The 5,614-nt window shown below is 75.1% G+C and carries 5 protein-coding genes; 4 read left to right on the plus strand and 1 reads right to left on the minus strand.

Annotation, left to right across the window (positions count from 1 at the left end):
- From A6Q81_RS15755 to A6Q81_RS15770, 4 genes are all read left to right on the plus strand, one after another.
- A partial coding sequence (locus tag A6Q81_RS15755; protein WP_286691047.1) for a M20/M25/M40 family metallo-hydrolase occupies positions 1 to 308 on the plus strand: 308 nt, incomplete at its 5' end.
- Positions 305 to 1,168, plus strand: a complete 864-nt coding sequence (locus A6Q81_RS15760) for a MurR/RpiR family transcriptional regulator (protein ID WP_286691048.1) — start codon at positions 305 to 307, stop codon at positions 1,166 to 1,168. The genes A6Q81_RS15755 and A6Q81_RS15760, both read left to right, overlap by 4 nt.
- Before the next feature lie 4 nt (positions 1,169 to 1,172).
- On the plus strand, positions 1,173 to 2,003 hold the full coding sequence (locus A6Q81_RS15765; RefSeq protein ID WP_286691049.1) for an FAD binding domain-containing protein: 831 nt from the start codon (positions 1,173 to 1,175) through the stop codon (positions 2,001 to 2,003).
- On the plus strand, positions 2,000 to 4,774 hold the full coding sequence (locus A6Q81_RS15770; protein WP_286691050.1) for a molybdopterin-dependent oxidoreductase: 2,775 nt from the start codon (positions 2,000 to 2,002) through the stop codon (positions 4,772 to 4,774). The genes A6Q81_RS15765 and A6Q81_RS15770 overlap by 4 nt, the downstream gene beginning before the upstream one ends.
- Before the next feature lie 12 nt (positions 4,775 to 4,786).
- On the opposite strand, the gene A6Q81_RS15775 is transcribed toward A6Q81_RS15770, so the two are convergent.
- The coding region (locus A6Q81_RS15775; RefSeq protein WP_286691051.1) for an XdhC family protein at positions 4,787 to 5,614 on the minus strand (828 nt) is incomplete at its 5' end.

Here is a 5,614-nt window from a genome sequence, read left to right on the forward strand (position 1 = left end):
GGCTGGGGCTGCGGGTCACCGAGACGCACCGGGCGCCCGCGATGCCGTGCGCGCCCTGGCTGACCGACGCCGTCGTCAGCGGCATCGTGGGCACGGGCGACACCACCCCGATGGGGCTGTGGAGCCGCGCCGGCCACGACGGCATGGCCGTCGGGGCCGTCACCGACGTGGCCATGCTGTTCGTACGCTGCCACGACGGCGTGAGCCACCACCCCGACGAGGACGTCCGCGAGATCGACGTCGCGCGCGGGCTCGACGCCTTCGAGGCCGCCGTCCTCGAGGTCGCGGCGAAGGTCGCGGCCTCATGAGCACCACCGCCCTGGACCCGTCAGGGGCTCCTCGCGAGGAGACGCGGCCGATCGAGGTGCGCATCACCGAGAAGTACGCCGACCTCGCCCCGCAGGAGCGCCGTGCGGCCGACGTGCTGCTGGAGCACCTGCACGACCTCGCCATGTACCGGGCGTCGGAGCTCGCCGACCTGGCCGGTGTCTCCAAGGCGACGATGAGCCGGCTGTTCCGTCGGCTCGACTACGAGGACTTCACGCAGGTCCGCGACCAGCTGCTCGTCCTGCGCAACGCGGGCCTGCCGGTGCCGGTGGGGGCGCCGCCGAGCGTCGCGCGCCACCTGGAGACCGAGGTCGAGCACCTGCACCGCGTGCTCACCGCGGCCGAGGGTGCGATCGAGCAGGCGGCGGCGCTGCTGGCCGGTGCCGCGACGGTGACGGTCGTCGGGATGCGCAACAGCTACCCGGTCGCGCTGCACCTGACCCAGCAGCTGACGCAGGCGCGGACCGGCGTCGGGGTCGCGCCGTCGCCGGGGCAGTCGCTGTCCGACGAGGTGGTCGGTCTGGGCGCCGACGACGTCGTGGTCGTGGTCGCGTTCCGTCGCCGCCCGCCCGAGATCGCCGCGCTGCTCGACCTCGTCAGGTCCCAGGGCGCCCGGGTCGTGCTCATGGCCGACCCGTCGGGCCGCCGGCTCGCGTCGCCGGGCGACGTGTGGATCGAGTGCGGCGCCTCGACGCAGGCCGCGTTCGACAGCTACGCGGCGGCGATGAGCGTCGTCGCGGCGCTGTCGTCGCGCGTCCTCGACGCGCTCGGCCCGGCGGCGGGCCAGCGGGTGGCCGCGATCGCGGCGGCCTACCGCGCGCTCGGCGAGATCGAGGACTGAGGCCGTGGACCTGCACACCGTCGGGACCTTCCGTCTGCCCACCGGCCCGGACGACCTGGTCCTCGCACCTGGCGAGACCTGGCTGGCCGGCGGCACGTGGCTGTTCTCCGAGCCGCAGGTGACGACCACCGGCCTCGTCGACCTCCTGGCGCTGGGCTGGCCCGACTGGGAGCTCGACGCCGGAGCAGCGGACGGCTCCGCGACCGGGCTGACGACTGGGCTGACGATCGGGGCCACGTGCTCCCTCCTCGACCTCGTCACGCACGCCGAGCGGTCCGGGCTGCCGGGGCTCGCGGTGGCGCGGCCGTGCGTCGAGGCGCTCGTCATGTCGAGCAAGGTCTCCCGGCGCGCCACCGTCGGCGGCAACGTGTGCCTGGCGCTGCCGGCCGGCGGCGCCACCTCGCTGCTGACCGGCCTCGGCTCCGACGCCGTCGTGTGGGGGCCCGGTGGCGAGCGTCGGGTGCCGGTCGCGTCGCTCGTGACCGACGTGCGCCGGACGTCGCTGGACCCGGGCGAGCTCGTGCGTGCGTTCGAGGTGCCGCGTGCGTCGCTCGCGTCGACGACGGCCTTCCGGCGCGCGGCGCTCACCCCCATGGGCCGCTCGGGCGCGGTGCTGGTCGGCCGGCGCGAGCCGGACGGCGGCGTGCACGTCAGCGTGACCGCCTCGACCCACCGCCCCCACGTGCTCGACCTCGGCCCGGCTCCCACGGAGTCCGACGTCGCGACCGCGGTGGCCACGATCGAGCGCTGGTACGACGACCCGCACGGCGCGCCCGACTGGCGTGCCGCGCAGACCCTGCGCTGCGCGCTCGAGGTCGTGGAGGAGCTGGCATGAGCAGTCCGGTCGAGACAGATCCCGTCGAGAGAGGGGCGTTCGAGGTGCGGATCAACGGCGCGAGCGTCACCACGGCCCCGACGCCGGGCCAGTGCCTGCGCACCTACCTGCGCGACCACGACCGCCTCGACGTCAAGAAGGGCTGCGACGCCGGCGACTGCGGTGCCTGCACCGTCCTGGTCGACGGCGACCCGACGCACTCGTGCGTCTTCCCGGCCGTGCGGGCCGCCGGTCGCGAGGTGACGACGGCGTCCGGCCTGGGGACGCCCGACGACCTGCACCCCGTGCAGCAGCGCTTCGTCGACGCGGCCGGGTTCCAGTGCGGGTTCTGCACGGCGGGCATGGTCGTCACCGCGTCGACGCTGCCCGAGGGGCTCGCGCACGACGACCTCTGCCGCTCGATGAAGGGCAACCTGTGCCGCTGCACCGGCTACCGCTCGGTCCGCGACGCCCTCGCCGGCACGGCCAACGTCGGCGAGGCCCCGGCGGGGGAGGCGTTCGGCGCCTCGGTCGCCGCGCCGGCGGCCTGCCGCGTCGTGGCCGGGCAGGAGCCCTTCACCCTCGACCTGGAGGCGCCGGCGGACCTGCTCCACGTCGCGGTGCTCGGCAGCCCGCACCCGCACGCGCGCATCACCTCGATCGACACGTCACGGGCGGAGGCGCTGGAGGGCGTCCACCTGGTCCTCACCTACCACGACGCCCCCGACGTCCTCTACTCCACCGGCCGGCACCAGAGCCGGCTCGACGACCCCGACGACACGCGCATGCTCGACCCCGTCCTGCGGTTCGCCGGCCAGCGCGTCGCGGTGGTCGTGGCCGAGACCGTCGCCACCGCGCAGGAGGCCTGCCGGCTCGTCGACGTGGAGTACGAGGTGCTGCCCGCGGTCCTCGACCCCGACGCGGCGCGTCGGCCAGGGGCGCCGCTCGTGCACGGCGACAAGGACCCGGTCGTCTCGCGCATCGCCGAGCCCACCCGCAACGTCGTCGCCCAGCTGCACGACGAGCACGGCGACGTCGAGGCGGCGCTGGCCTCGGCCCACACCGTCGTGTCGGGCACGTGGCAGACGTCGCGGGTCTCGCACGCCCAGCTCGAGACGCACGGCGGACGCGGCTGGCTGGCCGACGACGGCACCCTCGTGGTGCGCACGAGCACGCAGGTGCCCTTCCTGGTGCGCGACGAGCTCGCCCACGTGCTCTCGCTGCCGCGCGACCGGGTCCGGGTGCTCGCCGCCCGGGTCGGCGGCGGGTTCGGCGGCAAGCAGGAGATGCTCGTCGAGGACGTCATCGGGCTCGCCGTCCTGCGCACCGGACGCCCCGTGCAGTACGAGCTGAGCCGCGAGGACCAGTTCACGATCGTGCCGTGCCGCCACCCCATGCGGGTCGGCGTCACGCTCGGCGCCGACGCCGACGGGCACCTGACGGCGCTCAAGCTCGACGTGCTGTCCGACACCGGCGCCTACGGCAACCACGCCGTCGGCGTCATGTTCCACGGCTGCCACGAGTCGGTCGCGCAGTACCGCTGCCCCAACAAGCGGGTCGACGCCGAGGCCGTCTACACCCACCAGCTCCCGTCGGGCGCCTTCCGCGGCTACGGCCTCGGGCAGGTCATGTTCGGCATCGAGTCGGCCATGGACGACCTCGCCGCCGAGCTCGGGCTGGACCCCGTCGAGCTGCGACGTCGCAACGCCGTCGTGCCCGGCGACCCGTTCGTGGTCACGGCGCTGGAGGAGGACGACCTGGAGTACGGCTCCTACGGGCTCGACCAGTGCCTCGACCTCGTCGACGCCGCACTCGCGTCGGGTCGCGGCGACGACGCTCCCGAGGGCTGGCCGACGGGACGCGGCGTCGCGATGGCGATGATCGCCACCATCCCGCCGCGCGGGCACTTCACCGACGTGGCGGTGGCGGTCGACGCCGACGGCCGCTACACCCTCTCCGTCGGCACCGCCGAGTTCGGCAACGGCACCACGACGGTGCACGTCCAGCTCGCGGCGACCGAGCTGGCCACGACGCCCGACCGCGTCCGGGTGCGCCAGAGCGACACGGCGACGTCGGGCTACGACACCGGCGCCTACGGCTCGGCCGGCTCCGTCGTCGCGGGCAAGGCGGTGCACGTGGCGGCCGAGCGGCTGCACGCCGAGCTGCTCACGCTCGCCGCCCGCGCGGCCGGCGTCGCCCGCGGCCACTGCACGCTCGAGCGCGACGGCGTGCGCCTGCCCGACGGGTCGCTCCTGAGCTTCCGCGAGGTCGTGCCCGACGGGCTGTCGGCGGAGGGCACCCACGACGGGAGCCCACGCTCGGTGGCCTTCAACGTCCATGGCTTCCGGGTGGCGGTCGACCCGACGTCGGGCGAGGTGCGGGTGCTGCAGTCGGTGCACGCCGCCGACGCGGGCGTCGTGATCAACCCCGAGCAGCTCCGGGGCCAGGTGGAGGGCGGTGTCGCGCAGGCGATCGGCTCGGCCCTGCAGGAGGAGGTGGTCGTGGAGGACGGACACGTCGTGACGCGCACCTTCCGTTCCTACCGCGTGCCGCAGATGGCCGACGTGCCCACGACCGAGGTGCTCTTCGCCGACACCCACGACGAGCTCGGCCCGCGTGGCGCGAAGTCGATGAGCGAGGCACCGTACAACCCGGTGGCCCCGGCCCTCGCCAACGCGATCACCGACGCGCTCGGCGCACGTCCCCGCACGCTGCCGATGAGTCGCGACCGGATCTGGCGGCTGGCGCAGACCGGGTCCGACGCACCACCGAGTCGGCAGCGCCGGGGCTAGGTCGGCCGGCCCTCAGGCCGGGTCGAGGCGCGCGGGGGACCGGTGGATCGGTCCGGTCGTGGCCGAGAGCGGCTGCGCCGAGCCGCCGTGGCGGACGGCCAGCACCTCCGCCAGGATCGCCACGGCGGTGTGCTCGGGGCTCGAGCCGCCGAGGTCGAGCCCGAGGGGGGAGCGCAGGCGGCTGATGTCGACGCCGTCGAGGGCGCGCACGCGTCGTTCGTGCGTGGTGCGCGAGCCCATCGCGCCGACGTAGCCGGCCCCGCCCTCCAGGGCCGACGCGAGCACGACCGTGTCGCGGTCGAGGTCGTGCCCGAGCACGCACACGGCGTCCTCGGGCGACCACGTGCGCGTCGCGCACCAGTCCGCGAGGTCGGCCACGACGACCGCCGTCGCGTCGGGGAAGCGCTCCTTGGTCGCGAAGGTCGCGCGGTGGTCGAGGACGGTGACGGCGAAGCCGGCGCGCGACGCGAGCGTGCACAGCGCCACGGCGAACTCCACGGCTCCGACCACCACGAGCTCCGGCGGCCGCTGGACCGAGATGCTGGTGCCGGCGAGCGTCAGGGTCGCGGACCTCCCGCCCGCCGCGCACTCGACCTGGTGCCACTGCTCCGCGTCGAGCGACGCGAGGTCGCACACGAGCACCTCGATCGTCCCGCCGCACATCAGGCCGGGCTCCAGCCAGTCGCCTGCGGAGTAGGTCCGCCGTCGCGTGGGCCCTCCCGCGAGGACCTCCTCGCACTCGGCGACGAGGGCACCCTCGACGCGGACACCGCCGAGCTGATGGAGCGCTCGGTGGAGTTCGGCACCCGCACGGCGGGCGAGATCATGACCCCGCGGATG

This window comes from Aeromicrobium sp. REDSEA-S38_B2 (assembly GCF_001628525.1).
Taxonomy (GTDB): Bacteria; Actinomycetota; Actinomycetes; order Propionibacteriales; family Nocardioidaceae; genus Aeromicrobium; species Aeromicrobium erythreum.